Genomic DNA, 25,724 nt, shown 5'->3' with positions numbered 1-25,724 from the left:
TAGGTCATAACTGATCAAACCACAAGGCACCTCGGCCGAACTGGCTACGCTGCCTTGCCGTCCACCTTCAGCACGCCGCGCTTGATCTGGTCCTGCTCGATGGATTCGAACAGAGCGCGGAAATTGCCCTCGCCAAAACCTTCGTCGCCCTTCCTCTGGATGAACTCGAAGAAGATCGGCCCGATCACAGTCTTTGAAAAAATCTGCAGCAGGATCTTGGTCGTGCCGCCGTCGACGACGCCTTCGCCGTCGATCAGGATGCCGTGCCTTTTCATGCGCTCGATCGGCTCTTCATGGCCGTTCACGCGGGCATAAGACATGTCGTAATAGGTCTCGGGCGGGCCCGGCATGAACTTCAGGCCGTTGGCGGCCAGCCTGTCGGTGGCGCCGTAAATGTCGTCGGTGCCGACGGCGATGTGCTGGATGCCCTCGCCATTGTACTTCTTCAGATATTCGGCGATCTGGCTGGTCTCGTCCTTGGACTCGTTGAGCGGGATGCGGATCTTGCGGCAGGGCGAGGTGATGGCGCGGCTGACCAGGCCGGTGATCTTGCCGTCGATGTCGAAGAAATGGATCTGCTTGAAGCCGAACAGGTCGCGGTAGAAATCCCACCATTTGTCCATCTGGCCGCGATAGACATTGTGGGTCAGGTGGTCGAGATAATAGAAGCCGACGCCTTCCGGCCTGGGATCGCGCTCGCCCAGCCAGTCGAACTCGGCGTCGTAAGCCGAGCCCTTCTCGCCATAGGTTTCGATGAAATAGAGCAGCGATCCGCCGATACCGACGATTGCCGGCACGTCGAGCGACTTGCCGGCGCCTTCATAGGGCGTCGCGCCCTTGGCAACGGCATGATCGAACGCATGCTTGGCATCGACCACACGCCAAGCCATCGAGGCGGCGCAAGGGCCGTGCTTGTCGACGAATTTCTTCGCATGCGAGCCGGGCTCGGCATTGACGACATAATTGATGTCGCCCTGCCGCCAGACGGTGATGTCCTTGCTGCGGTGCTTGGCCACCGGCACGTAGCCCATGCGGGTGAAAAGCTCGGCGAGCTTTTCCGGCTCGGCATGCGCGAATTCGACGAATTCGAAGCCGTCGGTGCCGGCGGGATTGGTTTTGCTGATCTTGGCGGGCGGTGCGTCGTGCGGGAAGGGACCCATGGCATTGCTCCGAAATCTGGCCCGAAATCTGGCATTGGCCGCATCGGCCATATCTGAGCCCAATCATAGCGCGGAGCGAGTGCAAATTGCTTGCATTCAAACGCTTGAAATGTTCCGATCATGCGCAACTTGTGCATGACCGGGTCGAAATCCATGGATGAAGCGCGCATTGACCAGTTTGACCGCAAGATAATGGCTCTGCTGCAGGCCGACGCGCGGTTGACCAACAACGATTTGTCGGAACGGGTGAACCTGTCCGCTTCGCAATGCTCGCGTCGTCGCCAGCGGCTGGAGGAGGACGGTTATATCAAGGGCTACCGGGCGGTGCTCGACCGCGACAAGCTCGGCTTTTCCCTGGTCAACGTCATCTCGGTGACGCTCGCTACCCACAACCGCGACAATGCGCGGCGTTTCGGCGAACTGGTGGCGCGGCTGCCGCAAGTGCAGGAGGCGCACGCGCTGACCGGCGAGATGGATTATATATTGAAAGTGGTGACGCCGGACCTGAAGTCGCTGTCGGAATTCGTCAACAGCGTGCTTCTCCCGCATGAATCGGTGCAGCATGTGAAGACGGCGATCGTGCTGGAGACACTGAAGGAAACCGGTGCTCTGCCGATTTGACTTCAAGCCATGACCACCTTTCAGATCGCTGGTTTCATCATTTTTATAGGCGGGATGGTTCCTTACGCCATTGGTAGCCTAATCCACATCGCGCATAATCCGGAGGCCTTGGACCTGAGCTTTCGGATCAATCCCTGGCCTTCATGGCCCTATGGCTGGGTCGAACTCACTCACCCGAAGGCGCGCTGGTGGTGCGGTGTCGGCTTTCCGATATGTCTTGCGGGCTTCATCGTACTTTTGGTCGCTACGATTGCGCTCGTCGATCTTGCGCTATACGTCGCTTTGCTCGTCGCATTCTTCTGGCTGCGGCGGGTCACAGCCAGACGGCGGCGTCACTAACGATCGGAACGCCTCTCACCCTTTCGATTGCTGGATCAGCCCATAGAGATTGGTGCAGCGGGCGCCGGACCGGCAATAGGCGAACACCGGGCCTTCGAGTTCGTCGAGCGCCTCAGCCTGGTCCTCGACATTCTCGGCCGTGATCTGGCCGCTGATGACGGGGATGTAGCGGAAGGCGAGCCCGGCGCCCTCGACCGCCGCCTTGACGGTGTCGGCCGATGGCTGGCCGGGCTGCTCGTCGTCCGGCCGGTTGCAGATCACGCTCTTGAAGCCGGCGGCCTTGATGGTCGCGACATCCTCGGGCTGGATCTGGCCCGAGACCGAATAATCCTCGCTGATCTGACGGTATTCCATGGCTGGGGTCCTCGCAATCTGGTTAGCGGCAGTCTTGCCACTCCCTGACCCGGTCGGCAATCCGCGCGAAAAGAAATCCATCCGCGCAGATAGAGATTTCGATGCCGGAAATCCAGCCGGGCTAACGCCGCATGTCGCCAGGACGCATCATGCGCCAGCCCGGCTGGATGAACCGGATCGGTCGGCTCAGCTGCCGAGGATCGCGCCTTTGATCTGGGCGATGTTGTTGTGCATCAGGTCGATATAGGTCGAGGCCGGGCCGTCGGGCTGTGAGAGCGCATCGGAATAGAGCGTGCCGCCCACCTTGATGCCGGTCTCGCTGGCGATCTGCTCGATCAGCCGCGGATTGGTGATGTTCTCGACGAAGATCGCCGCCGCCTTGTCCTGTTTCACCTGGCTGACCAGCTTGGCGACGTCGGCGGCGGAGGGCTCCGACTCGGTCGACACGCCTTCCGGGGCCAGGAACGTCAAGCCGTAGGCCTGCTCGAAATAGCCGAAGGCATCATGCGAGGTGATGACGACGCGCTTCTCTTGCGGGATCGACTGGATCGCTGCCTGTACCTCGCCCTCGAGCGCATCGAGCTTTTGCGTATAGGCGGCTGCATTGGCCTTGTAGCTGTCGCAACCCGCAGCGTCGGCCGTGCAGAAGGCGTCGGCGATGTTCTTCACATAGATCTTGGCATTGGCGATCGACTGGAAGGCGTGCGGATCGGTTGCCGTCTCACCATCGGCGTGGGCGTCGGCCTCGGCGAATTCGGGCTTGAAATTGATCGGCGTGACGCCCTTGGTCAGCACGGCGACGGTCGCCTTGGTTGCGCTGGCGTCGACCAGGCGCTGCAGAAAACCTTCGAAATGCAGGCCGTTGACCAGCACGATGTCGGCCTTGGCCATCGCCACCGCATCGGCTGGGCTCGGCTCGTAGACATGCGCATCCCCGTTCGGCCCGACGATGGTGGTCAGATCGATCCGGTCGCCGCCGACATTCTTGGCGAAGTCTCCGATGATGGTGAAACTGGCGACCACTTTCAACGGCTCCGCGAAAGCCGAAGATGCGCCAAAGGCGGTTAATGTTATAACGCTCACGGCCAAAGCGGCGCGGATCGATTTCAGCATGGACAAGTCTCCTTCGTTGGGATCAGGCAGTTCTGTGGCGGTGATGGATGATGCGGGCGCGCAGGATGCCGCGCGTCCCGAACAGGATCGAGGCGAAATAGACGACGCCGGCGGACAGGATGATGGCCGGGCCGGAGGGCAGCGACGCATGATAGGACAACAGCAGCCCGGCAATGCAAGAGGCAAAGCCGATCACTGTCGCCAGCACGCACATCGGCTCGACGCGCGAGGTCCAGAAGCGGGCCGCCGCTGCCGGCAGCATCATCAGCCCGACCGACAGCAAGGTGCCGAGCGCCTGGAAGCCGCCGACGAGGTTGAGCACGACGAGGCCGAGAAAGATGAAATGCACCGGGCTGCCCATCCGGCTGACCGAGCGCAGGAACAAGGGGTCGAGGCATTCGGCGACCAGCGCTCGCCAGAAGATGGCGAGGCTGACCAGCGTCACCACGACGATGCCGCCGATCAGCGTCAGCGCCTCGTTGTTCAGCGCCAGCACGGTGCCGAAAAGCACATGCATGAGATCGACGCTGGAGCCGCGGATCGACACCATAAGCACGCCGATCGCCAGCGAAATCAGATAGAAGGCCGCCATCGAGGCGTCCTCGCGCTGGATGGTGAAGCGCGAGACGGCGCCGGCGCCGAGCGCCACGATGATGCCGGCGATCAGTCCGCCGATGGTCATCGGCAGGATCTCCAGGCCATAAAACAGGAAGCCGGCGGCAGCACCCGGCAGGATGGCATGGGCCATGGCGTCGCCGGACAGGCTCATGCGCCGCAGCATCAGGAACACGCCGACCGGGCAGGCGCCGAGCGACAGCATCATCGAACCGGCGAGCGCCCGCTGCATGAAGGCGTAGTCGGCAAACGGGGCGACGAAAAGACCGTAAAGCACGTCCATCATGCCGCCCTCGGCCCGGAGCCGTGATGATGGTCATGGCTATGCTCGTGGCTGCTGTGATCGTGCACACTGTGATCATGCTCGCCAGGCTCGCACCATGGCGCGTTGTCCTCCCAGGCTTCGTGGAAGCGGCGCGCGCGCAACAAATTCTCCGGCCGCAGCGTCTCTCTGGTCTCGCCCCAGGCGACCGGCTGGCGCGCCAGGAGCAGTGTTTCGGGGAAATTCTGCCGCACTAGGTCGAGATCGTGGACGACCACCATGATCGTACGCTCCTCGCCATGCCAGCGCTTGATCAGTGCGATCAGGTCGCCGACGGTCTTCGTGTCGACGGCATTGAACGGCTCATCGAGCAGGATGAGCTCGGCATCCTGCAACAGCACGCGGGCAAACAGCGTGCGCTGCAGCTGGCCGCCCGACAACGTGTCGATCGGCCGCTTCTCGAAACCGCCGAGGCCGACGGCCATCAGCGCCTTGCTGACCGAGTCGCGATCTTCCCTGGTATAGCGGCCGAGCATGCCACGCCGCGGCCACAGGCCAAGCGAAACCAGGTCGACGACCCGGGCCGGAAAGGAGCGGTCGAGCTCGGACTGCTGCGGCAGGTAGGCGGCGCGCACGCCGGGCGCCCGGATCACCGCGCCGGCCATCGGCTTCAGGACGCCAACGATGCCCTTCATCAGCGTCGACTTGCCGGAGCCGTTGGCGCCGACGACCGCCGTCAAGGACCCCTTGCGGATCGTACCATTGAGGTGGTGGATCGCAGGATGGCTGTTATAGCCCAGCGTCAGGTCGCGGAAGGTCAGGCAGGTTTGGCTCATGTGACGATCCATGGGGCGACGATCGGTGCTGCAGGGGCGGATTCGATATGTGATGTTATTACATTAGTCAACAAGCCAATCGGGCGGAATTGCGGCCGGGCCGTCATGTTGTCCGCTTTGGCTTGGCTCAAGAGGTTCCGCTCGAGCGGCCTTGCTCGAAGCCAGCAGCGATCCTAAACAGGCGCAGCCGACAAGAGAAAGCCGGACAAGAGAAGGAATATCCAATGAGCATTCGTCGCATCGATGTGGGCCCGCGCATGAGCCAGATCGTGATCCACGGCAACACCGTCTATCTGGCCGGTCAGGTCGGCAAGCCGGGTGGAAACGTCGGCGCCCAGACAAAAGACATTCTGGCGGCGATCGACGAATTGCTGGCCAAGGCCGGCACCGACAAGACCAAGATCCTGCAGGCGATCATCTGGCTGGCCGACATGAGCACCTTTGCCGAGATGAACGCCGAGTGGGACAAATGGGTACCGCAGGGCAACACGCCGGCCCGCGCCACCGGCGAGGCCAAGCTTGCCGGACCGGAATATCTGGTCGAGATCATTGTCACCGCGGCGATTTGAGCAGCTCCGTAGGTTCCCCCTCATCCGGCCGCTTCGCGGCCACCTTCTCCCCGAGGGAGAAGAGACTGGCGCTGGCACCAGCGATCTCCTCTCCCCTCGGGGAGAGGTCGGATTGCCCCGAATGCTCTTCGCAATTCGGGGCAATCCGGGTGAGGGGGTCTGACCCTCAGTTGAAATGCTCACCCCTGCGACGGCGTGAACCGCGCCACCAGCGTGTGGCTCTCGGCCGCGTAGGTGAACCGGACATGGGTGACGGGGTGCTCGGCGCTCCATGTTCGCCGCTCGATCACCAGGCACGGCGCGCCGGTCGCGATGTCGAGAGCCGCCGCGATATGCTTGTCGGCTGCAATCGCGCGGATGCGATGCTCGGCCGCACTCCATGGCACACGGCCGATCAGCCACGGACCGGGCGCCGTGTCGAAAAACGCCTCTTCGGCGGCCTCCGGCACGGCAGCCAGGTTGATCAGCCGCTGCTCGTGGGCGAACGGCCGGTTGCCGGCGAAATGCCGGCATTCCAGCGCCAGCACCGGCCCGGCGACGTCGAGTTCCAGCAGGGCGCGATCGTCGGCACTGCTGCGCCTTCTGCTTCCCGCCACGCGCTCGTAGCGGTAGGGCAGGCCAAGTGCCTCGACCTCGATTCGGATGTCGTGGATTTCGAGAACGGCCGCCTGCGATTGCGGCCGGCGGACAAAACTGCCGGAGCGACGCCGGCGCTCGATCAGCCCGGCCTTGGCCAATTGCGACAGCGCCTTGTTCACCGTCATGCGCGAACATCTGTATTCTTCCGTCAGTTCATGCTCGAACGGAATGCGGTGGCCGGGCGCCCAGGCGCCGGACAGGATCCGTTCGCTGATGTCCGACAGGATGCGCTGGTGTAGCGAAAGGGCCTCGCCGCCGTCCGCGCTTCCAGAATCCGCGCTTATCGCCTCGATCATGCTCATGCCGAAAGCGCCGTCATCACCTTGCGGAAGCGCTCGGCAATGGCATCGCGTCTTGCATGCCTGCCGTCGCTGACCAGTTTCCTGCCATGCACCCAGACGCAATCGATCTTGGTGCCGTTGGCAAAAATCCAGGCGTCGAGGATCGCATCACCTGCCTTGCCCGCCAACGATGGATGCTTGCCGTCGAGCGAGACGAGATCGGCCGAGGCACCGGCAGTGATCCGCGAGGCGCCGGCGCCCAACGCGGAACTGCCACCCTCGAGTGCCGCATCGAACAACGCGCGACCGGTCGATCCGCCGGCCACCGCCAACACGTTGCGGGCGCGGTGGGCGAGGCGCTGCGAATATTCGAGTTGCCGCAACTCGTTCGGCAGGCCGATCAGCACGTTGGAATCCGAACCGATGCCGAAGCGGCCGCCATGCTGCATGAACAGCGGCGCGGCAAAGGTGCCGTCGCCGAGATTGGCCTCGGTGATCGGGCAGAGGCCGGCAACGGCGCCGCTTTTCGCCATATCGGTCGTCTCGGTGTCGGTCATGTGGGTGGCGTGGATGAGGCACCAGCGCTGGTCGACCTTGGCATTGGCAAGCAGCCATTCGACCGGCCGCGCCCCGGACCAGGCAAGGCAGTCCTCGACCTCCTTCATCTGCTCGGCGATGTGGATGTGGATCGGCCCCTCCGGCGCCATCGCCGTGATGTTTTCCAGTTCCTCGGGTGTCACGGCACGCAGGCTGTGTGGGGCCACGCCGACGACAGCCTGAGTCAACGCGCGAAGGGATTCGCGGCTTTTCTCAACAAGCCGCGAGAACTGGTTCACATCGTTGATGAATCGCCGCTGGCCTTCATTTGGCGCAGCGCCGCCGAAAGAGGAATGCGCGTAGAACACCGGCAGCAAAGTCAGCCCGATGCCTGTCTCGGACGCTGCAGCAATGATACGCTCCGCCATCTCGGCGATGTTGGCATAGGGCCGGCCGTCGCGGTCGTGGTGGAGATAGTGAAACTCGCCGACGCGCGAGAACCCGGCCTCCAGCATCTCGACATAGAGCTGCGCTGCGACCGCCTCGACCTGGTCCGGCGTCATCGACAGCGCAAAGCGGTACATCACCTCGCGCCAGCTCCAGAAACTGTCGGCGGAAGGGCCGCGCAATTCGGCAAGGCCGGCCATGCCGCGCTGGAAGGCATGGCTGTGCAGGTTCGGCATGCCGGACAAAAGGACAGAATGGCGCTCGTCGCCAGGCAGAGGCGAGGTATTCGCCTCGGCCGTTGCGATCTTGCCGTCGGAGATTACGATCCGCACATCGCTGCGCCAGCCGTCGGGCAGAACTGCCTGTTCCGCAAAAATCGCCGTCACGTCTTTCTCCAAATCCCGGTTGGCCATGTGATGATAGCGCTTGCAGTGCCTTTTGATATGTATATACATAATAACTCCCGATTGAAACGGAAAAGATGATGGCTGGAGAGAGCAAAAACCGGGCAGGGGAGCTTCGCCTCTGGCGCAATGCGCGCCTCGCGACCATGGCCGATAACAGCGCCGGGTTAGGCGTCGTCGAGCACGGCGCCATCGCGGTGCGCAGCGGCCGGATCGTCTATGCCGGGCCGGAAGCCGACATGCCGGCGGCGCTCCGCCCCAGAGCACTTGGCAAAGACGCCGAGGCGACCGACTGCGAAGGCCGCTGGATCACCCCTGGCTTGATCGACTGCCACACCCATCTGGTCCATGCCGGCAACCGTGCCAATGAATTCGAGATGCGGCTGGCCGGCGCCACCTATGAGGAGGTCGCCAAGGCCGGCGGCGGCATCGTTTCCTCGGTCAAGGCTCTGCGCGCCGCGAGCGAGGACGAGCTGGTCGCCCAGTCGCTCCCACGCCTCGACGCGCTGATCGCCGAAGGCGTCACCACCATCGAGATCAAGTCGGGCTACGGTCTCGACCTCGAAAACGAGAAGAAATCGCTGCGCGCCGCGCGACGGCTGGGCGGTGAGCGGCCGGTGACGGTCAGAACCACTTTCCTCGGCGCTCATGCGCTGCCGCCCGAAGCAAAAGGCGACAAGGACGCCTTTATCGATCTTGTCGCCAACGAGATTTTGCCGGCCGTCGCTGCCGACGGCCTTGCCGATGCCGTCGACGGTTTTTGCGAGGGCATTGCCTTTTGGCCCGAGCAGATCGCACGCGTGTTCGATGCCGCGAAGGCGGCGGGCCTGCCGGTCAAGCTCCATGCAGACCAGCTGTCCAATCTGCACGGCGCGGAACTTGCGGCACGCTATGGTGCGCTATCGGCCGATCACCTCGAATATACCGACGAGGCGGGCGCGGCGGCGATGGCGAAGGCAGGAACCGTGGCGACCATCCTGCCCGGCGCCTACTACTTCATCCGCGAGACCAAGAAGCCGCCGATCGCCCTGTTTCGCCAGCATGGCGTCAGGATGGCCGTTGCTACCGACAATAATCCCGGCACCTCGCCGCTGACCTCGCTGCTGCTGACCATGAACATGGCGGCGACGTTGTTCGGCCTGACGGTGGACGAATGCCTTGCCGGCGTTACGCGCGAGGCTGCCCGCGCGCTCGGGTTGCTTGGACAGACCGGCACGCTGGAAGCCGGAAAATCCGCCGATCTGGCGATCTGGGACGTCGAGCGCCCGGCCGAACTCGTCTACCGCATGGGCTTCAATCCGCTGCATGCCCGCATCTGGAGGGGACAATGACCGAACTCAAGCTAAGGCCAGGCAATGCCACGCTGGCCGATTGGCGCGCCATCTATCGCGGCGCCGCACTGAGGCTCGACGATGCCTGCCGGCCGAAGATCAAGGCCAGCGCCGAGGCCGTCGCCAGGATCGTTGCCAAGGGCGAGCCGGTCTACGGCATCAACACCGGCTTCGGCAAGCTGGCCAGCGTTCGCATCCCCGCCGCCGACCTCGAGACGCTGCAGCGAAACATCGTGCTGTCGCATGCCGCCGGCGTCGGCGAGCCGATGCCGCTGGCAATTTGCCGGCTGATGATGGCGCTGAAGCTGGCCAGCCTGGCCCAGGGCGCCTCCGGCGTGCGGCCGCGGACGATCGAGCTGCTCGAGGCGATGCTGGCCAACGACGTTATCCCCGTGGTGCCGGCGCAAGGCTCGGTCGGCGCTTCCGGCGACCTCGCGCCGCTGTCGCACATGACCGCGGTGATGATCGGTGTCGGCGAATGCTTTACCCCGCATGGCCGCTTCCCGGCCAAGGTCGCCTTTGTCTCGCACGGCCTGGAGCCGGTGATATTGGGCGCCAAGGAAGGCCTTGCGCTGCTCAACGGTACGCAGTTTTCGACCGCCTATGCGCTGGCGGCTTTGTTCGAGGCGGAAGTGCTCTATCAGTCAGCGCTGGTCGCCGGCGCGTTGTCGACCGATGCCGCCAAGGGCTCCGACGCGCCGTTCGATCCACGCATCCATCTGCTCAGGAAACATCGCGGCCAGATCGAGACGGCCGAGGCGTTGCGTAATTTGATGGCCGGCAGCGCCATCCGTGAATCGCACCGCGTCGGCGACGAGCGCGTGCAGGACCCATACTGCCTGCGCTGCCAGCCGCAGGTGATGGGCGCAGCACTCAGCGTGCTGCGTCAGGCCGCCGATACGCTCGGCACCGAGGCCAATGGCGTCACCGACAATCCGCTGATCTTTGCCGAGGACGACACAGCGCTTTCTGGCGGAAATTTCCACGCCGAGCCGGTGGCCTTCGCCGCCGACATGATCGCGCTCGCCGTCTGCGAGATCGGCTCGCTGTCGGAACGGCGCATCGCCATGCTGGTCGACCCGGCGCTGTCGGGCATGCCGGCCTTTCTGACGCCCAAGCCGGGTCTGAATTCCGGTTTCATGATCCCGCAAGTGACAGCCGCGGCGCTCGTCTCGGAAAACAAACAAAAAGCGTATCCGGCCAGCGTCGATTCGATCCCGACCTCGGCCAACCAGGAAGACCACGTCTCGATGGCGGCACATGGCGCGCGCCGGCTCATCGGCATGGTCGAGAATGCGACGGCCGTCATCGGCATCGAATTGCTGGCCGCGGCGCAAGGCTGCGATTTCCATGCCCCGCTGGCCTCGAGCGCGGCACTGGAGGCGGTGCGCCGGCTGGTCAGGGCAGAGGTGCCGCATCTCGACAACGACCGGCACTTCCATCCCGACATGGAGAAGGCCATCGCCATGGTACGCAGCGGCGCGGCGGTGGAAGCGGCAAGCGCGGTAAAGCTGCCGGGAGTGACGTCGTGAGACTGTACGCCGCCACAGGTCGGACGTTGGCGAAACCCTCGACGCCAGCTGATCTCCCCCCAAGTGGGGGAGATGTCCGGCAGGACAGAGGGCGGCGCTGTCCCGCCAACCTCAGCCCGGCAATACCGAAATTTTCAAAGTCAGAAACAAAAAACCCGCCACGAGGGCGGGTCGTCGGTGACAATCATCACCATACCCATATTAGTAGCATAGCTGCCGGCACAAAGCAAGAACAAAATACGACACGGCCGGCAAAAAGCGAGGTCGGTGTTCACGGACAATTGCAAGGTCGCGTTCTGCCGCGCCCCCCTCTGCCCTGCCGGGCATCTCCCCCACGAGTGGGGAGATTGGCCGTTACACTGGCTTTCGCCAATCTCCAACGTTGCAGGACTGAGCGAGGCGCCGCAGCTGCCAATCTCCCCCCTTGTGGGGGAGATGCCCGGCAGGGCAGAGGGGGGCGCCGTAGAGCTCCAACGCGCGGAGACTTCTCATGACTTGGCTCACCGTCACCCGAGGCACGGCACCCCTGCTGGTTTCGATCCCGCATACCGGCATCGATCTGGCCGGCCTCGACAACCGACTTATCTCGCCCTGGCTCGGCCGCCGTGACGCCGACTGGTGGATCGACAAGCTTTATGATTTCGCCGAGAGCCTTGGCGCGACGGTGGTGCATACGGCGATCTCGCGCACCGTCATCGACGTCAACCGCGATCCGTCTGGCGTTTCGCTCTATCCCGGCCAGACGACGACTGGGCTCTGCCCGACCGAGACCTTCGACGGCGATCCGCTCTACCGCGAAGGCGAGGAGCCGGGGCCGTCTGAGATCGACGAACGCCGCGAAAAATTCTTCGTGCCCTATCATGCCGCGTTGCAGGCCGAGATCGACAGGCTGCGCGCTTTGCACGGGAAGATCGTCGTCTATGACTGCCACTCGATCCGTTCGGTGCTGCCGCGCCTGTTCGAAGGCAAATTGCCGGTCTTCAATCTCGGCACCAATGACGGCAAGAGCGCCGATCCGGTGTTGCAGGAGAAAGTCACGCAGATTGTCGCAGAAACCGGCGAGAGCTTTGTCGTCAACGGCCGCTTCAAGGGCGGCTGGATCACGCGTCATTTCGGCCAGCCGCAAGCCGGCGTCCACGCGCTGCAGATGGAGCTCTCCAACCGTGGCTATCTGCGCGAGCCCGAAGGCAAGGGCGAACCGGATAACTGGCCGGTGCCTTACGACGCCGAATTCGCGGCGCCGATCCGCGTCACGCTGAGAAAGATCCTGGAAACCGCGATCGCCTGGGCCGAACGCTGACGCGCGGTGCACCTCACTCGAAAGGGACAATCATGACCGATCCTCGCCACAATATCCGTGAAGTGCGCAGCCCGCGCGGCAGCGAGCTCAACGCCCGCACCTGGCTGACGGAAGCGCCGTTGCGCATGCTGATGAACAATCTCGACCCGGACGTTGCCGAAAATCCCAACGAACTGGTCGTCTATGGCGGCATCGGCCGGGCGGCGCGCACCTGGAACGATTTCGACCGCATCGTTGCCTCGCTGAAGACGCTTGGCGACGACGAGACACTGTTGGTGCAATCCGGCAAGCCGGTCGGCGTGTTCCGCACCCATGCCGATGCGCCGCGCGTGCTGATCGCCAATTCGAACCTCGTGCCGCACTGGGCGACATGGGAGAAGTTCAACGAGCTCGATAGAAAAGGCCTTATGATGTACGGCCAGATGACGGCCGGCTCATGGATCTACATCGGCACGCAAGGCATCGTGCAGGGCACCTACGAGACCTTCGTCGAGGCAGGCCGTCAGCACTATGGTGGCAATCTCAAAGGCAAATGGATCCTGACCGGCGGCCTCGGCGGCATGGGTGGTGCCCAGCCGCTCGCAGCAGTCATGGCCGGCGCCTGCTGCCTGGCGGTCGAATGCGATCCCGACCGCATCGATTTCCGGCTGCGCACCCGCTATGTCGACGAGCGCGCCGACACGCTCGACGAGGCTCTGGAAAAGATCGAGCGCTGGACTAAAGCCGGTGAGGCGAAATCGGTCGGCCTGGTCGGCAACACCGCCGACATTGTGCCGGAACTGGTGCAGCGCGGCGTGCGCCCCGACATCGTCACCGACCAGACCTCGGCACATGACCCGCTCAACGGCTATCTGCCTAAGGGCTGGTCGCTGGCCGAATGGCGCGAGAAACGCACCAGCGACCCGAAGGCCGTTGAAAAAGCTGCCCGCGCATCGATGCGCGAGCATGTCGAGGCGATGGTGGCGTTCTGGAACGCCGGCGTGCCGACGCTCGACTACGGCAACAACATCCGCCAGGTGGCAAAGGAGGAGGGCTTTGAGCATGCCTTTGCCTTCCCGGGTTTCGTGCCGGCCTATATCCGTCCGCTGTTTTGCCGCGGCATCGGCCCGTTCCGCTGGGCAGCACTTTCCGGCGATCCCGAGGATATCTACAGAACCGACGCCAAGGTGCGCGAGCTGACCCCTGGTAACACCCATCTGCACAACTGGCTCGACATGGCGCGTGAGCGCATCGCCTTCCAAGGGTTGCCGGCCCGCATCTGCTGGGTTGGCCTTGGCGACCGCCACCGGCTCGGCCTCGCCTTCAACGAGATGGTCGCCAGCGGCGAACTGAAGGCACCGGTGGTCATCGGCCGCGACCACCTCGATTCCGGCTCGGTCGCCTCGCCGAACCGCGAGACGGAGGCGATGAAGGACGGCTCCGATGCCGTCTCCGACTGGCCGCTGCTCAACGCCTTGCTCAACACCGCGTCCGGTGCCACCTGGGTGTCGCTGCACCATGGCGGCGGCGTCGGCATGGGCTTTTCGCAGCATGCCGGCATGGTTATCGTCGCAGACGGCACGCGTGAGGCGGCCAAGCGCCTTGAGCGGGTTCTGTGGAACGATCCGGCGACGGGCGTCATGCGTCACGCCGACGCCGGCTACGACATCGCGATCGAGTGCGCCAGGGAGAACCAGCTCAACCTGCCCGGCATATTGGGCTGAGCCGCGCCTTGCGCATCCTTCGGGCCTCGGAATACCGGTCGATGCCGTGGAAGAACGGCGGCGGCGTGACGACGGAGATTGCCGTCTCGCCGGCAGGTGCTGGGCTCGACGATTTCGACTGGCGCGTCTCGATGGCGCTGGTCGAGGGCGGCGGCCCGTTTTCCGGCTTTCCCGGCGTCGACCGGACTTTGGCCTTGCTGGAAGGCGAGGGCATGGTCCTCGATATCGCCGGCCGGCCGCCGGTCGAAATCACCAAGGCTTCCGCACCGCTTGCCTTTCCGGCCGACGTGCCAACGCAAGCGACGCTGATCGCCGGTCCGATCACCGACCTCAACGTCATGACCCGCCGGACCCGGGCGATCCACCAGATCGAGCGCCTGTTGATTTCGGCTCCGACGAAAATCCGGTTTGGAGCCGATGAAACACTCATCCTGTCCCTCGACGGCGAGCTTAGGGTGGCCGGCGCCGCGCCCGTGCAACTGGGGCCGCTCGATGCGCTGTTGCTCGGGCCGCAAGCGCCGGAACTGCGCCTTGATCCCGTCCGGCCGGCGATGCTGTTCGTGATCCGCATCGATCGCATTGCCGGCAACGATTAACGCCTGTTTCCAAACATGATCGAGACGCCGGTCAAATATTGCGTAAGCTGGTCCCTGCATCACGAAAAAGCCTGAATCTTCCGCCGATCAGAAGCCGAAACGATGCTCGGAGGCGCTCGCCTGGAAGTTGTCGAAAGACGACACCTTGTCGTGGTGCGGAAACAAACATTCGGCCAAGTGTTGCGATGCAACCAATTGCATTTGGACCGGTTTTAGGGACATTGCCGTGGCGGTGACGCCGCACTGCGTCCCCAACACGGAACCTTAGATGAATATCCAGACCAATCTCGCACAGATCGAAAAGACGAGCGCCAGCTTCCCGGCTGTCACCGACGAGCCGATACGCTCCCATTTCCTGACGGAAGATCGGCTGCGCGCGTTGGGCGCAGCCCTTGCCAATGGCGATGCCAAGGATTTGTTCGGGCTGACGCCTTTCGATTTTCAGGCGCGCATCCGCGACAGCGCCAGGAAGATTCTCGATGTCTACCGTTCCACCAACGCTGCCCAGGCGAGGGGCGAAACGATCACGCCCGCGGCACAGTGGCTGCTCGACAACAACTACCTGGTCGAGGAGACCATTTTCCAGGTCAAGCGCGACCTGCCGCGCCGCTTCTATCGCCAGTTGCCGACGCTGAAACTGTCCGACGGATCCAGCGTGCCGCGCGCGTTGGCGGTCGCATGGACCTATGTCGCGCATTCCGACAGTTCCGTCTCGTCGGCCATGTTCAAGGCGATCGTCGAAGGCTTCCAGTCCGTCGAGCCGCTGAAGATCGGCGAACTATGGGCGCTGCCGTCGCTGCTGCGCTTTGTCCTGATCGAGAATCTTCGCCGGATCGCGGTGCGCGTCAATCGCACGCGGGAGTTGCGCCAGATCGCCAACGAGGTCGCCGACCGTGTGCTGGCGACGGACGACAGCGCCGACCGGCAGACGATACTTTCCGGCTACAGCGCCCATGCGCAGGACACCACCTTCGCAACCCAGTTGCTCTACCGGCTGCGCGACGGCTCGCAAAATGCCGGCAGGGCGCTGGAATGGCTCGAGGGCGAGCTGGAAAGGACGGGCTCCGACGCCGAGGAAATCATCCTCAGCGAGCACCGCACGCTGTCCAGCGGCAATGTGACCACCGGCAACATCATCCGCGGCCTGCGCCTCATCAATGACATCGACTGGACGGTGTGGTTCGAGGGCGTCAGCCGCATCGACACTTTGCTGCGCGAGCGCACCGATTTCGCGGCGCTCGATTTCTTTTCGCGCGACCAATACCGGACTGCGATCGAGGAGCTGGCACGCCGTTCCGATCTTTCCGAATTTCGCGTTGCCGAACGGGCGATTGAACTCGCCGGCCATGCTGCCGATGCGCCGGGCTCCGAAACCGGTCCGATCGCTCACACCGACGTCGGCTTCTTTCTGGTCGGTCCGCGCCGGATGGAACTGGAGCGGTCGATCGGCTACCGGCCTACCATCGGCAAGACGATCAACCGGACGTTCCGCAAGACCGGATGGCTGGGCATCGTCGTGCCGGTGTTTGCGCTGACGGTCCTGCTTCTGGTCGTCTCCGGCAATGCGCTCGCCAATCTCGGCCTGTCAGTGCCGTCGATCGTCCTGATGCTGGCCCTGTTCGCGGTGCCGGCCAGCGAAGGCGCGCTCGCATTCTTCAACACCGTCGTCTCGCTGTTTTTGAAGCCGACGCGTCTCATCGGCTATGATTTCAGGCATGGTGTACCGCCCGAGGCACGGACGCTGGTGGTGGTGCCGTCGCTGATCGGCTCGCGCGACGACGTCGAGGAGAACATCCGCAACATCGAAGTGCATCACCTCGCCAACACGGCGGGCGAGATCCATTTCGCGCTGCTTTCCGACTGGCCGGACTCGAAGACCGAGATCGATACGGCGGATGTCGAAATCCTCGAATTCGCCCGCGCCGAAATCGCCCGACTGAACGCCCGCTATCCCTCGGATGGCGCGCCGCGCTTTTATCTGCTGCATCGGCGCCGGCTCTACAACGCCTCGCAAGGCGTCTGGATGGGCTGGGAGCGCAAGCGCGGCAAGCTGCACGAATTGAACCTCCTGCTGCGCGGCGACAGCGACACCACCTTCCTGCCGTTGGAAATGCCATTGCCGGAGAGCGTCGTCCACGTCATGACGCTGGACGCCGACACCCGCACAACCCGCGACGCCGTCGCCGCGCTGGCCGGCAAGCTTTGCCACCCGCTCAACCGTCCGCATTTCGACGCGGCCCGGCGCGAAGTCACGGCAGGCTATTCTATCCTGCAGCCGCGCATCACCGCGTCGCTGACCAGTGGCGACGAGGCGTCGTTCTTCCAGCGTGTCTTTTCCGCCAATCGCGGGCTCGACCCGTACGTCTTTGCCGTGTCGGACCTCTACCAGGACATCTTCGGCGACGGTTCCTTCACCGGCAAGGGTCTCTACCATGTCGACGCCTTCGAGGCGGCGCTGAAGGGCCGTATCGAGGAAAACACCATCCTCAGCCACGACCTGCTCGAAGGCGCGCTGGCGCGATCGGCCTTGGTCACTGACGTCGAACTGGTCGAGGACTATCCGACCCGCTATTCGGTCGACGCATCGCGCCACCATCGCTGGGCACGCGGCGACTGGCAGCTTCTGGGCTTCATCCTCGGCCCGCGCTCAAACGTGCCGGCGCTGTCGCGTTGGAAGATGGTGGACAATCTGCGCCGCTCGGTGACGCCGATCTTCTGGGTGATGGCCGCGATCGCCGGCTGGACGCTGCTGCCATTCACGCAGGCGGCGCAATGGCAGGCGCTGCTGATCCTCACGCTGTTCATGGCGCCCACTTTCGACATCGTCAACGCCATCCTGCCGAAGAGCGGCGACCAGACGCCGCGCGGCCATTTCTCGGCATTGGCGCGCGACGTTGCCTTCGGTACCGCCTTGGTGGCGCTGAAGATCGTGCTGATGGCGCATCTTGCCTGGATGATGGGCGACGCGATCATCCGCACGCTCTACCGCCTGTTCGTCAGCCGCCAGAACCTGCTCGAATGGCGCACCGCCTCGCAGGCACACAAGGGCGGCGACAACGATCTCGGCTCCTATTACAGCATCATGTACGGCGCGGTGATCATCGGCGTCGTCGGCCTCGCTGTGCCGGTGCTGGCCGATTCCACCGGCGCCTTCGTCGCCTTCTTCTTTGCCTTGTTCTGGATCGGCTCGCCCGCCATCGCCTGCTGGATCAGCCGTTCGGCCGAAACCGAGGATCGCCTGCGCATATCGGCCGCCGATATCCACGCGCTGCGCACCGTGGCGCGGCGAACGTGGCACTATTTCGAGACCTTCGTGACGGCCGAGCATCACCATCTGCCGCCGGACAATTTCCAGGAAAGCCCGGCCCCCGTGGTGGCGCCCCGCACCTCGCCGACCAATATCGGCGTCTACCTGCTGTCCGTGATTTCGGCACGCGATTTCGGCTGGATCAGCCTCTCCGACGCCGTCAACCGCATCGACGCGACCATGTCGACCATCGAGAGCATGCCGCGCGATCGCGGCCATCTCTTCAACTGGTACGACACCACGACGTTGAAGCCGCTCTATCCGCTGTACATTTCTGCCGTCGACAGCGGCAATCTCGCCGGCCATCTGGTGGCCGTGGCCGCTGCCTGCGCCGAATGGGCGGAAGCGCCGTCGGTGCATGTGCAGGGCGACTTCGAAGGCATCCTCGACACCGTCACCATCCTCGACGAAAGCCTTGAGGAGTTGCCCGACGACCGCCGTCAATTGCGGCCCTTGCGCCAGCGGCTCGCCGACCGTCTCGACGGCATGCGGCGGGCGGTGGAATTGATCAAGGCGCAGCCGGAGATGGCGTCGATCCGCACTATCAACCTGGCCGTCCTGGCCGGCGAGATACGCAAGCTCGCGACAGCCATCCACACCGAGGCCGCATCGACCCAGAGCGACACCATCGCCGATTGGGCGGCCAGGCTCGAAGCCACCTGCGAGGCGCATGTCCACGACGCGCACAGCGACGAAAACGCCGTCGCGGCATTGCGGGCTAAGCTTCTGACCTTGCGCGAGCGCACGCGCCGTTTCGCCTTCGAGATGGATTTCTCGTTCCTGATGCGGCCCGAACGCAAGCTCTTGTCGATCGGTTACCGGGTCGAAGAGCATCAGCTCGACGAAAGCTGCTACGACCTTTTGGCCTCCGAAGCGCGGCTGACCAGCCTGTTCGCCATCGCCAAGGGCGATTTGCCGACCGAGCACTGGTTCCGGCTCGGCCGGCCGATCGTCGAGATCGGCTTCCAGGGCGCGCTGATGTCCTGGTCCGGCTCGATGTTCGAGTATCTGATGCCGCCGCTGGTGATGAAGGAGCCGCAAGGCAGCATTCTCAACCAGACCAGCAAGCTCATCATCAAGCGCCAGATCCAGTATGGCCGGTCGAAGAACGTTCCCTGGGGGATTTCGGAAGCGGCCTACAACGCCCGCGACCGCGAACTGACCTATCAGTACACCAATTTCGGCGTGCCCGGGCTCGGGCTGAAGCGCGGCCTTGGCCAAAACACGGTGATCGCGCCCTACGCGACCGTGCTGGCAGCGCAGTTCACGCCGCATGAATCCGTGCAGAACCTGGCCAGGCTGAGGCGGCTGGGCGCACTTGGCCGGCATGGCTTTTACGACGCGGTGGATTTCACGCCGCAGCGCGTCCCCGAGGGCACCGACCATGCCGTCGTGCTGAACTACATGGCCCACCACTCGGGCATGTCGATCGCCGCCGTTGCCGATGCGATCTTCGAGGGGCGCCTGCGCGACCGCTTCCACAGCGATCCGGTGATCGAATCTGCGGAATTGCTCTTGCAGGAAAGGGCGCCGCGCGACATCCCGACGGCGACCGTCAGGACCGAGGCCGACGAGCGCTCGAAGGACGAGACCGAACTCGAGAGCCCGGATACGCGTATCGTGCTCGATCCGCTCAGGGCGCTGCGCTCGACCAGTGTCATGTCCAACGGCCGCTACTCGGTCATGGCCACCGCCACCGGCTCGGGCTACAGCCGCTGGGGCGAACTTGCCGTCACGCGCTGGCAGCCGGATCCGACCGAGGACCGGCTTGGTTCCTACATTTTCCTGCGCGACGCCAGCAATGGCGACTGGTGGTCGGCCACCGCCGAGCCGAAGCGCGCCACCGACGAGCGTGTGCAGACGCTGTTTTCCGACGACAAGGCGAGCTTCGTCAAATCGATTGGGTCGCTGCGTTCGGAGGTCGAGTGCATCGTCATCTCGGAAGGCAATGGCGAGGGCCGGCGGGTAACGCTCTACAATGACGGCGCCGCCGACCGGCACATCGAAGTGACTTCGTATGCCGAACTGGTGCTGGGCTCCGAGCCCTCGGACAATGCGCATCCGGCCTTTTCGAAGATGTTCGTGGAAACCGAGATTGCACCGAACAACGGCGCGATTTTCGCCACCAGGCGCAAGCGCGAAAAGGACGAACCCGATGTCACCATGGTGCATTTCGTCACCGATCCGTCTGGATCGGCGCGTGATGCCGAGGCGGAAACCGACAGGCGCTCCTTCATCGGCCGCGGCCGCACCATCACGGACGCGGCTGCCTTTGATCCCGGCGCCAAGCTTGGCGGCCATTCCGGCTTCACCCTGGATCCGATCGCCTCGCTTCGCCGGCAGGTGCGCGTGCCGGCCAACAAGAAGATTTCGCTGACGTTCTGGACCGTCGTCGGCGCCGATCGCGCCGAATTGGATGCCGCTATCGCACGGCTCGACCATCCCGAAAGCTTCTCCCGCCAGGCGATGCTCGCCTGGACGCGCTCGCAGGTGCAGACCCGTCACCTCGGCCTCAGCCTGTCCGACGCCGCCAATGTGCAGAAGCTGGCGCGCTACCTGATCTATCCCGATCCGTTCCTGCGCCTGCCCGGCGAATCCATCGCCTCCGGGCTCGGCAGGCAGTCCAGCCTGTGGCCGACCAGCATATCCGGCGATTTTCCGATTTTCCTGGTCAGGATCGCCGATGTCGCCGATCTGGAGATCGTCGCCCAGGCGCTTCGCTTCCAGGAATACATGCGCGCCCGCGGCATGATGATCGATTTTGTTGTCGTCAACGAGCAGGCTTCGTCATACGTGCAGGACTTGCAGCGCGCGGTCGAGACGCTGTGCGAAAACAGCCGGTTGCGCGGCAAGGAGCTTGGACCCCGCCAGCACATCTTCGCGGTGCGCCGCGACCTGATGGAGGAAACGACCTACAGGACCTTGCTCGCCGTCGCCCGGGTGGTGCTGCATACGCGCAACGGCACCATCTTCGACCAGATCGAGCGCGCCGAGGCCGCGGCACTGCAGGCGCGAGACGCCGCCCTCCAGCCGGCAGAACTTGCAGCGCTTCGCGAGCCGTCCTTGCCGGTGCCGACGGCGCAAGCGTTTGCCGCCCAGGCACTGATCGAGGCCCGCGTCGACGGCAGCGGGCTCGACCAATGGAACGGTTTCGGCGGCTTCGACGGCGGCGGACGCCACTACGTCGTGCGTCTTGCCGGCCGGCGCACGACGCCGCAACCGTGGATCAACGTCATCTCCAACCCATCGTTCGGTTTCCACATATCGGCTGAAGGCGCTGCCTTCACCTGGAGCCGCAACAGCCGCGACTATCAGTTGACGCCATGGTCGAATGATCCGGTCACCAACCGGCCGGGCGAGGCTATCTATATCTACGATCATGCCAGTGGCAAAGCGTTCTCGCCAATGGCTGCCGTGGTGCGTGACCCGACAATGACCTACGAAACCTGGCACGGGCAGGGTTTTTCGACGTTCCGTTCAAAGCGCGGGCCGCTGTCGATGGACCTGACCCATGTCGTCGATCCCGTCGATCCGGTGAAGATATCGCGGCTGCGCATCCAGAATTCGGGTTCGGCGCCGATGCGGCTACGCGTCTACGCCTATGCCGAATGGGTTCTTGGCGGCCATCGTTCGCGCACCGCGGCAAGCATCGTTCCGTCCCGGGATGCCGCGACCGGCGCTCTGCTGGCGCAAAATCCCTATGGGCTCGATTTTGGCGAACGGATCGCCTTTCTGGCCGCCGACGGTGCCGTGCATTCGGTCACCGCCGACCGCGGCGAGTTCATCGGCAGGCAAGGCACCAGCGAATTTCCGCATGCCGTGCTGAGCGGCGCCGGCCTGTCGGGCCGTGTCGAGGCCGGCGACGATCCCTGCGCGGCCATCGCACGCGACATCGACATCGCTGCCGGCGGCGACGTCACGCTGCTCTGGCTGCTCGGCGACGCGGCCTCGCCGAAGGAGGCCAGCGCGCTGGTGCAGACCCATCGCTCCAGGGACTTCGATCAGCGGCTGGCCGACAACGAGCGCACGTGGCGCGGCTTTCTCGACACCATCCAGGTCGAGACGCCGGACAAGGCACTCGATGCCATGGTCAATCACTGGCTGCCCTATCAAAGCCTGGCCTGCCGCATCCGTGCCCGCTCTGCGTTCTATCAGGCAAGCGGTGCCTTCGGCTTCCGCGATCAGCTGCAGGACACTTTGGCCTTGCTGGCGCATGACCCCAAGCTGGCGCGTGATCAGATCCTCAATGCGGCGCGGCGGCAATTTCCCGAAGGCGACGTGCAGCATTGGTGGCTGCCGCGCACAGAGGCAGGCGTTCGCACCATGATCTCGGACGACGTGGTCTGGCTGGCCCACGCCACGGCGCGCTACCTGCTGGTGACGGGCGATACCGCGATCCTGAAGGAGCAATTGCCCTTCATCGAGGGGCAGGCGCTGGGCGAAGGCGAGCACGATGCGTTCTTCATCCCGGAAATCTCGAAGAAGACAGCCTCGCTCTATGACCATTGCGCGCGGGCGCTCGATCTTGCCGTCAAGCGCAGCAGCCCAGCCGGGCTGCCGCTGATCCTCGGCGGCGACTGGAACGACGGCATGAACCGCGTCGGCGAGCACGGCAAGGGCGAGAGCGTGTGGCTGGGCTGGTTCCTGCTGAAGACGCTGGGCGACTTTGCTGCTGTCGCCAAGGCGGAGCGAGATGCCAAGCGCGCGCAGGCCTGGACAAAGCACGCCGAGGTGCTGAAGCGGGCGCTGGAAAGCACCGCCTGGGATGGCGAGTGGTATCGGCGCGGCAGCTTCGACGACGGCACGCCGCTCGGCTCGCGCAAATCGGACGAGTGCAAGATCGACTCGATCGCCCAGTCCTGGAGCGTGCTTTCGGGCGAGGGCGACCCGGCGCGGTCGACGACGGCAATGGGACAGGCGCTGAAAACGCTCGTCGACGACGAGCTCAAGATCGTCAAGCTGTTCACCCCGCCATTCTCGAGGACGGAGAAGGACCCGGGCTACATCAAGAGTTATCCGCCGGGGGTCCGTGAAAACGGCGGCCAATACACGCACGCGGCGACATGGTTCGTCATTGCGCTCGCCGAGATGGGGCGCACCGACGATGCCTACCGTTGCCTTTCGATGCTCAATCCGGTCAACCATGCGCTCGATGAAGCCGCGGCAGAGCGCTACCGGGTGGAACCTTACGTCGTCGCGGCCGATGTTTATTCCGGGCAGGACAAGGGCGGCCGCGGCGGCTGGACCTGGTATACCGGGTCGGCGGGCTGGCTTTATCGCGCGGCGGTCGAGAGCATTCTCGGCATCGAGCGTCGCGGACAGCGCATTCAATTCACGCCGAGACTTCCCAGCCATTGGGACGGTTATTCGGCGACCCTGAAGATGCTGGGCGCCGAGATCAAGGTACGCGTCGTCCGCGACAAAAAGGCCCGGGCCATCTCACTTGAAGTGAATGGCACGAAGACCAAATCTTCGTCCTTCGAGCCAAAAGCCGGAGACAATGCCGAGGTGATCGTCAGAATACCGGCCTAGATTCAAGGGCTTGGAGCGTCCCTTGCGCTTCCCCAGGGAACGCACGGGCGCTCCAAGTGCCTCTACCGGTTATATTTGCGTTTGACCTTGCTGAATGCCTGCACACGACTTTAGACGTCGTGCCCGGGGTCTTGCTGATTAAAATTGTGGCAGTGCTTTCCAGCTGCCATGATTTTGCCGCAACGCTGACATTTCACCTTTTATCTCAAACTGTTAGACGATCACGGCAAATTTCGAAGCGTCGTCATCTTTTGTTCGCGGAATGGGAACGGAAGAGGTAGACGAGCATTGTTTTGCGACGCGTCAACCGATACGAGTCAAAAAATGACGCACTGCACCATAAATAATTGGCGGAGTAGCTGAAGTGTCACTTCTGCAAATCTACTGGCGAGCCCTTGGTTATCTCGCTGCCGACAGGAAACGCGTTGCGTTTATCTGCGGGGCGAATGTCGCGCTTGCCATTATCGCCATTCTCGAGCCGATCATGTTCGGCCGGGTGATCGATGCCATTTCGGACCGCGGCTCGGTATTTTCGACGCTGGCGATGTGGGCCGGCCTCGGCGCGTTCAACATCATCGCCTTCGTGCTGGTGGCGCGCGGCGCCGATCGCTTTGCCCACCAGCGGCGTAGCGAGGTTCTTTGCCAGTCGTTCGAGCGCGTGATCACCATGCCGCTTGCCTGGCATCATCAGCGCGGCACCTCCAATTCCCTGCACACGCTCCTGCGCGCGGTCGAGACCCTGTTCAGCCTCTGGCTCGAATTCATGCGGCAGCATCTGTCGACCGCGGTCGCGCTGGTTCTGCTGGTGCCCACGGCGCTCAGCATGGATATCCGCATGTCGATGGTGCTGCTGGCGCTTGGCGCACTCTATGTCGGCATCGGACGGCTGGTGATGCGGCGCACCAAGGAAGGCCAGGCGGCCGTAGAGCGGCATTACCACAAGGTGTTTGCGCATGTGACCGACTCGGTCAGCAACGTCGCCGTCCTGCAGAGCTACAACCGCATCGGCCACGAGACCGAGGCGCTCAAGCGCTACGTCAAGAACCTGCTCGACGCGCAGAACCCGGTGCTCGACTGGTGGGCGATGGCCAACGCGCTGCACCGGCTGTCGTCGACGATTTCGATGATGGTGGTGCTCTTGATTGGCGCCTATCTGGTGACGCACGGCCAGTTGCGCATCGGTGACGTGATCGCCTTTACCGGCTTTGCCACGCTGCTGATTGCCCGGCTCGACCAGATGTCGGCTTTCGCCAACCAGATTTCCGAGGCACGCGCCAAGCTCGAGGAATTCTATCATCTCGAGGACTCCGCTTCCGATGCCGCCGAGCCCGACGGGCTGCGCGACCTCGTCAACGTCACGGGTCATGTGCGTTTCGAGAATGTCTGCTTCGAGTTCGGCAATTCCGGGCAGGGCGTCGACGACGCGTCGTTCGAGGTCCAGGCCGGCCAGACCGTCGCCATCGTCGGCCCGACGGGCGCCGGCAAGACGACGCTCATCAACCTCCTGCAGCGCGTCTTCACGCCGTCCGGCGGCCGTATCCTGATCGATGGCATCGACACCCGCACGGTGACCCGCAAGTCGCTGCGCCATTCGATCGCCACCGTGTTCCAGGATGCAGGCCTGCTCAACCGCTCGATCGAGGATAACATCCGCGTCGGCCGTGCGGAGGCGACCTATGACGAGGTCCATGCCGCTGCCAACGCCGCCGCCGCGCAGGATTTCATCCTGTCGAAGAGCGAAGGCTACGACACTGTCGTCGGCGAACGCGGCGGACAGCTGTCCGGTGGCGAGCGCCAGCGCATCGCGATTGCCCGCGCCGTGCTGAAGGACGCGCCCATCCTGGTTCTCGACGAGGCGACCAGCGCGCTCGACGTCGAGACGGAAGACCGCGTCAAGGACGCCATCGACGAATTGCGGCGCGGCCGCACCACCTTCATCATCGCCCACCGCCTGACCACCGTTCGCGATGCCGATCTGGTCGTGTTCATGGACAAGGGCCGGGTGGTCGAGATGGGCGGGTTCACCGAACTGTCGCTGCGCAACGGCCGCTTCGCCAGCCTGCTGCGTGCCGGCGGCCTGCTCAACGACGAGGAGGTTCGCCGCCTCAGCCATCCGGTGAACGAAGCCGCCTGAGTGGCACGCCTTGCCTTCTCCCCTTGTGGGCCTGTTGCGTAATTCGCTGATTGTGATTCTCTGAGGTGGACGGTCTGAGGGAATCGCGATGGCAGTGAAGCAGACGGGCCAG

17 protein-coding genes are annotated in these 25,724 nt (G+C 63.9%); 10 read left to right on the top strand and 7 right to left on the bottom strand.

The features are described from left to right. Window positions 1-44 precede the first annotated feature (44 nt). Entirely contained in the window at window positions 45-1,160 is a 1,116-nt protein-coding gene (gene hppD, locus NKH29_RS26355) for a 4-hydroxyphenylpyruvate dioxygenase (RefSeq protein WP_352640017.1), read from the bottom strand. 153 nt (window positions 1,161-1,313) lie between these two features. Here hppD and NKH29_RS26350 point away from each other — a divergent pair, with 153 nt between their 5' ends. Further along, window positions 1,314-1,781: an Lrp/AsnC family transcriptional regulator gene (locus NKH29_RS26350; RefSeq protein ID WP_023717197.1), complete on the top strand. Its 468-nt coding sequence runs from the start codon at window positions 1,314-1,316 to the stop codon at window positions 1,779-1,781. A gap of 9 nt (window positions 1,782-1,790) precedes the next feature. Beyond that, window positions 1,791-2,120 (top strand): hypothetical protein, encoded by a 330-nt coding sequence (locus NKH29_RS26345; RefSeq protein ID WP_352640018.1) that lies wholly within the window; start codon window positions 1,791-1,793, stop codon window positions 2,118-2,120. Between the two features lie 15 nt (window positions 2,121-2,135). On the opposite strand, the gene NKH29_RS26340 is transcribed toward NKH29_RS26345, so the two are convergent. The 4 genes from NKH29_RS26340 to aztA form a co-directional block, all read right to left on the bottom strand. Beyond that, entirely contained in the window at window positions 2,136-2,474 is a 339-nt protein-coding gene (locus tag NKH29_RS26340) for a protein tyrosine phosphatase family protein (RefSeq protein ID WP_023674411.1), read from the bottom strand. Between the two features lie 186 nt (window positions 2,475-2,660). After that, window positions 2,661-3,587 carry a zinc ABC transporter substrate-binding protein AztC gene (gene aztC, locus NKH29_RS26335; RefSeq protein ID WP_023717198.1) on the bottom strand — a complete coding sequence of 309 codons (927 nt, stop codon included), beginning with the start codon at window positions 3,585-3,587 and terminating at the stop codon, window positions 2,661-2,663. A gap of 22 nt (window positions 3,588-3,609) precedes the next feature. Next, on the bottom strand, window positions 3,610-4,485 hold the full coding sequence (gene aztB, locus NKH29_RS26330) for a zinc ABC transporter permease AztB (protein WP_352481316.1): 876 nt from the start codon (window positions 4,483-4,485) through the stop codon (window positions 3,610-3,612). Next, window positions 4,485-5,300: a zinc ABC transporter ATP-binding protein AztA gene (gene aztA / locus NKH29_RS26325; protein ID WP_352481273.1), complete on the bottom strand. Its 816-nt coding sequence runs from the start codon at window positions 5,298-5,300 to the stop codon at window positions 4,485-4,487. Before aztA ends, aztB begins: the two co-directional genes overlap by 1 nt. Window positions 5,301-5,524: 224 nt before the next feature. On the opposite strand from aztA, the gene NKH29_RS26320 reads away from it, so the two are divergent. After that, complete coding sequence (locus NKH29_RS26320; protein ID WP_352481272.1) at window positions 5,525-5,869, top strand: RidA family protein; 345 nt, start codon at window positions 5,525-5,527, stop codon at window positions 5,867-5,869. A gap of 179 nt (window positions 5,870-6,048) precedes the next feature. Here the strand turns inward: NKH29_RS26320 and hutC are convergent, their stop codons facing one another. Then, window positions 6,049-6,810 carry a histidine utilization transcriptional repressor HutC gene (gene hutC / locus NKH29_RS26315; protein WP_353000925.1) on the bottom strand — a complete coding sequence of 254 codons (762 nt, stop codon included), beginning with the start codon at window positions 6,808-6,810 and terminating at the stop codon, window positions 6,049-6,051. Beyond that, entirely contained in the window at window positions 6,807-8,159 is a 1,353-nt protein-coding gene (locus NKH29_RS26310; RefSeq protein ID WP_352895312.1) for a formimidoylglutamate deiminase, read from the bottom strand. Before NKH29_RS26310 ends, hutC begins: the two co-directional genes overlap by 4 nt. Window positions 8,160-8,257: 98 nt before the next feature. On the opposite strand from NKH29_RS26310, the gene hutI reads away from it, so the two are divergent. The 7 genes from hutI to NKH29_RS26275 all read left to right on the top strand — a co-directional run bounded on the left by hutI (window position 8,258) and on the right by NKH29_RS26275 (window position 25,612). Continuing rightward, window positions 8,258-9,508, top strand: coding sequence for an imidazolonepropionase (gene hutI / locus NKH29_RS26305; protein ID WP_352895295.1), 1,251 nt, complete (start codon window positions 8,258-8,260; stop codon window positions 9,506-9,508). Further along, on the top strand, window positions 9,505-11,040 hold the full coding sequence (gene hutH, locus NKH29_RS26300) for a histidine ammonia-lyase (protein WP_352895296.1): 1,536 nt from the start codon (window positions 9,505-9,507) through the stop codon (window positions 11,038-11,040). The genes hutI and hutH overlap by 4 nt, the downstream gene beginning before the upstream one ends. A gap of 490 nt (window positions 11,041-11,530) precedes the next feature. Next, window positions 11,531-12,340, top strand: coding sequence for an N-formylglutamate deformylase (hutG, locus tag NKH29_RS26295; RefSeq protein WP_352895297.1), 810 nt, complete (start codon window positions 11,531-11,533; stop codon window positions 12,338-12,340). 32 nt (window positions 12,341-12,372) lie between these two features. Beyond that, window positions 12,373-14,043, top strand: a complete 1,671-nt coding sequence (gene hutU / locus NKH29_RS26290) for a urocanate hydratase (protein ID WP_352895298.1) — start codon at window positions 12,373-12,375, stop codon at window positions 14,041-14,043. An 8-nt stretch (window positions 14,044-14,051) separates the two neighbouring features. After that, window positions 14,052-14,639 carry a HutD/Ves family protein gene (locus tag NKH29_RS26285; protein WP_023717208.1) on the top strand — a complete coding sequence of 196 codons (588 nt, stop codon included), beginning with the start codon at window positions 14,052-14,054 and terminating at the stop codon, window positions 14,637-14,639. Between the two features lie 268 nt (window positions 14,640-14,907). Next, window positions 14,908-23,478, top strand: coding sequence for a glycoside hydrolase family 94 protein (locus tag NKH29_RS26280; protein ID WP_353000923.1), 8,571 nt, complete (start codon window positions 14,908-14,910; stop codon window positions 23,476-23,478). Window positions 23,479-23,842: 364 nt separating this feature from the next. Further along, window positions 23,843-25,612, top strand: a complete 1,770-nt coding sequence (locus NKH29_RS26275; RefSeq protein WP_023717211.1) for a glucan ABC transporter ATP-binding protein/ permease — start codon at window positions 23,843-23,845, stop codon at window positions 25,610-25,612. Window positions 25,613-25,724: the final 112 nt, after the last annotated feature.

Origin of the sequence: Mesorhizobium sp. M1295, from assembly GCF_040318135.1 — a bacterium.
GTDB lineage: Bacteria > Pseudomonadota > Alphaproteobacteria > Rhizobiales > Rhizobiaceae > Mesorhizobium.
The sequence above is the reverse complement of the archived record's forward strand: the minus strand, read 5'-3'. Positions and strand labels throughout refer to the sequence as shown.

What these genes read in the sequence shown, in the direction of transcription:
- aztC (WP_023717198.1), bottom strand. Translation starts at nt 3,587, where the DNA reads ATGCTGAAATCGATCCGCGCCGCTTTGGCCGTGAGCGTTATAACATTA.
- NKH29_RS26345 (WP_352640018.1), top strand. Translation starts at nt 1,791, where the DNA reads ATGACCACCTTTCAGATCGCTGGTTTCATCATTTTTATAGGCGGGATG.
- NKH29_RS26340 (WP_023674411.1), bottom strand. Translation starts at nt 2,474, where the DNA reads ATGGAATACCGTCAGATCAGCGAGGATTATTCGGTCTCGGGCCAGATC.
- hutU (WP_352895298.1), top strand. Translation starts at nt 12,373, where the DNA reads ATGACCGATCCTCGCCACAATATCCGTGAAGTGCGCAGCCCGCGCGGC.
- aztB (WP_352481316.1), bottom strand. Translation starts at nt 4,485, where the DNA reads ATGGACGTGCTTTACGGTCTTTTCGTCGCCCCGTTTGCCGACTACGCC.
- hutI (WP_352895295.1), top strand. Translation starts at nt 8,258, where the DNA reads ATGGCTGGAGAGAGCAAAAACCGGGCAGGGGAGCTTCGCCTCTGGCGC.
- NKH29_RS26280 (WP_353000923.1), top strand. Translation starts at nt 14,908, where the DNA reads ATGAATATCCAGACCAATCTCGCACAGATCGAAAAGACGAGCGCCAGC.
- aztA (WP_352481273.1), bottom strand. Translation starts at nt 5,300, where the DNA reads ATGAGCCAAACCTGCCTGACCTTCCGCGACCTGACGCTGGGCTATAAC.
- hutC (WP_353000925.1), bottom strand. Translation starts at nt 6,810, where the DNA reads ATGAGCATGATCGAGGCGATAAGCGCGGATTCTGGAAGCGCGGACGGC.
- hppD (WP_352640017.1), bottom strand. Translation starts at nt 1,160, where the DNA reads ATGGGTCCCTTCCCGCACGACGCACCGCCCGCCAAGATCAGCAAAACC.
- NKH29_RS26320 (WP_352481272.1), top strand. Translation starts at nt 5,525, where the DNA reads ATGAGCATTCGTCGCATCGATGTGGGCCCGCGCATGAGCCAGATCGTG.
- hutH (WP_352895296.1), top strand. Translation starts at nt 9,505, where the DNA reads ATGACCGAACTCAAGCTAAGGCCAGGCAATGCCACGCTGGCCGATTGG.
- NKH29_RS26350 (WP_023717197.1), top strand. Translation starts at nt 1,314, where the DNA reads ATGGATGAAGCGCGCATTGACCAGTTTGACCGCAAGATAATGGCTCTG.
- hutG (WP_352895297.1), top strand. Translation starts at nt 11,531, where the DNA reads ATGACTTGGCTCACCGTCACCCGAGGCACGGCACCCCTGCTGGTTTCG.